Source organism: Desulfobotulus mexicanus (genome assembly GCF_006175995.1).
GTDB lineage: Bacteria > Desulfobacterota > Desulfobacteria > Desulfobacterales > ASO4-4 > Desulfobotulus > Desulfobotulus mexicanus.
Window position 1 is genome coordinate 1 of record NZ_VDMB01000055.1, and the last position, 2,519, is coordinate 2,519.

At 47.9% G+C, this 2,519-nt stretch carries 3 protein-coding genes and 1 pseudogene; all 4 read left to right on the forward strand.

Going from position 1 to position 2,519, the window contains the following annotated elements; translation table 11 throughout:
- Nucleotides 1-220, forward strand: a 220-nt coding sequence (locus FIM25_RS17430; RefSeq protein ID WP_218961495.1) for a hypothetical protein, incomplete at its 5' end; no start/stop codon positions are given.
- 86 nt (nt 221-306) lie between these two features.
- A complete protein-coding gene (locus FIM25_RS16765) occupies nt 307-1,440 on the forward strand; it encodes an EAL domain-containing protein (protein WP_139450998.1) in 1,134 nt (377 codons plus the stop codon).
- A 26-nt stretch (nt 1,441-1,466) separates the two neighbouring features.
- Nucleotides 1,467-2,114: a GGDEF domain-containing protein gene (locus FIM25_RS16770; RefSeq protein WP_139450999.1), complete on the forward strand. Its 648-nt coding sequence runs from the start codon at nt 1,467-1,469 to the stop codon at nt 2,112-2,114.
- Nucleotides 2,115-2,310: 196 nt separating this feature from the next.
- Nucleotides 2,311-2,519, forward strand: a pseudogene (locus tag FIM25_RS17435) (IS701 family transposase); the annotation flags it as partial.

Consider the following 2,519-nt stretch of genomic DNA (forward strand, 5'->3'; position numbering starts at 1 on the left):
ACTCAAAGTGACAGGATTAAACATCCTGAGGGCAACTGCGTTCAGAAATCGCCTCAAAAGGGTAAAAAGGCGAGGTGAGGGGGCAAACACCCTTAAATTTGCCCTTCATAAGGTTGTCAAAGAGCGCATTTTACATCTACCAGACTCGATTCATCAATTTGTAAGGATATTTTTGTCCCGGAACAATCTTTTCAACTTTTCCTCACAAAATATGGCTTGAGACTTTTTGCGAGTGCATCAAATACAATTCTCATATTCAGAGGATAAAGGATGTCCGGGTAATGTAAAGATCAGGAGGTTCTGTCCATGAGTCCTGCTAAGGGAAAAAGAAAAGAGATGATTCCGGAAATTCCGCCCATGCCTCCGGCCACAGATTCTTTACGGCAAGCTGGTATCCGTTTTTATCCCGTTGCAGATACCATCACAGGGTGTATCCGGCTGTGGATTGTCCGTAAAGAAAGTTTTTCAGATCTTTTGCCCGGCAGACAGGAGTGGCTGGAAAATCTGGAAAATAAGGGTTTGATATTAAAGAGTGATATGATGGATTTTGGCGTGGCTCTGGATGCCTTTTCCCATCTGCCCGAAGAAGGGCGGCTTGTTTTTTTTCTGCACCCGGTAAGCATGGGACATCCTGATTTTCCTGAAATGCTGAGTACAATTCTTGAAAAAAAAGAAGTCTCTCCCCGGCGTATTGTCCTTGGTATTCAGGAAGAGGACCTTAATGCCTTTATGGATATGCCCGGCCCATCCCTTTCCATCCATACGGGAACAGGTCTGTGTATCTGCGGCGCTGGTGAAAAAAGCCTTTCTTTGCTCCACCTTGCAGGCCTGCGTCCGGATCTTTTTCTTCTGGAATCCTCGGCATTCAGGCAGTATGCCTCGGGGCAGGACCATGCTGCGCTGATGGTGGGCATGCTGTCGGATGCCTGCCGCCGTATACAGTGCGTCTCCGGTGTTATCAATGTGAATAAAAAAAAGGACAGGCGTTATTTTAACGGACTTGGCTTTTCTTTGATGCAGGGAAATGCCGTTGCACCGGCATCCTCCCTGCCTTCCGTGCACCATGTGGAAGAAAGCGGTGGCAGTCCTGACGGGCAGGTTTTTCAAGGCTGTAAGGGTTTCGGCGTGGGCCATCTGGTCAGCCCCGGAATCACTGCCCAGGCAGCGGATACCGTTGAAGAGATAAGCCGTATACTGAAAAACCGTCCGCCAACGGACAGCATATGTCTTTTGAAGGAAAATCGGCCAGTGGGCCTTCTCATGCGCTATAATCTGGACCGTCACCTAAGCTCGCCCTATGGCAATGCCCTTTTTCTGAAAAAAAGCGTTGCCCGGATTATGGATACGGAACCCATGATCCGGGATGCGGGGACACCTCCGGATGAAGTGGCCCGTGCTGCCATGTCCCGCTCTGCGGAACGCTTATTGATGATATTCTGATTACTGAAAACGGGCTTTATAAAGGAATGGTATCCGTTCGCAGCCTGCTGGATGTCATGTCCAGGATTCAGGTGGAAACCGCAAGGGGGGCAAATCCTTTAACGGGTCTGCCCGGCAATACCAGCATTGAAAAAACCATGGAGGCATATCGGCGGGATCAGGTGCGCATGAGCCTGATCTATGCGGATCTGGACCACTTTAAGGCCTATAATGACTGTCTTGGTTTTGAGGCCGGTGACCGTATGCTCATGTTCACAAGCCGTTTGATACGGGAGAGCGTATCCCTTTGCTGCCGCAGTGATGCCTTTATTGGCCATGTGGGGGGGGATGATTTTGTCATTTTCACCCATCCGGCGGAGGCGGAAGCCTTTGCAAGGGATCTTACGGAAAAATTCGAGGGGGAAACCCGGATTCTCTATCCGGAGAACATCCGTAATCAGGGTTTTTTTCAGGGTAAATCCAGAGAGGGAATTGCCTGCCAGTTTCCCATGGTATCCATTTCTCTGGGAATCGTGGACTGTCAGTTCCATCCGGGAATGGATTCTTCGGAACTCAGTCTTCGTGTGGCCCAGATCAAAGGGTATGCCAAATCCAGAAAGGGAAATTCCTGGGTTCGCGACAGAAGACAGATTGCTTCTCTCAGGACACCTTTTCTGGATAAAGGGGTTGCATGAGTTTTTTATCCGGATTTTTTTTAATGGGCAGCACCCTGACCGGTGGGCTGATTTTTGGTGCAGGCATCCTTTCGGATTCCTGGAATATGTCCTTTGCAGCCCGTTTTTTTATGTTTTTTTCAGCAGCGTTTTTTCCTTTGTTTTTAGGAGTTACGCAGTTGATGTTTTTACCGGTTCCATTTAAGGTTTAAAGATTATGAATCCACCAAAATTTTCTGAATATGATTACATGGCTTTTTTGACAGCAAGTCCCAAAATTTTTACCTGCACAGAGGTTGAGAGAGTTTTACAGGAGCAAAAAAATGCTCCTGCGCATGATTCCATCAATCGACTTCTTCACAGGCTTACGCCTTCAGCATCGGCTCTTCGTAATGAAGCAATTCAGCACGTTATTTTGAAAAAGGG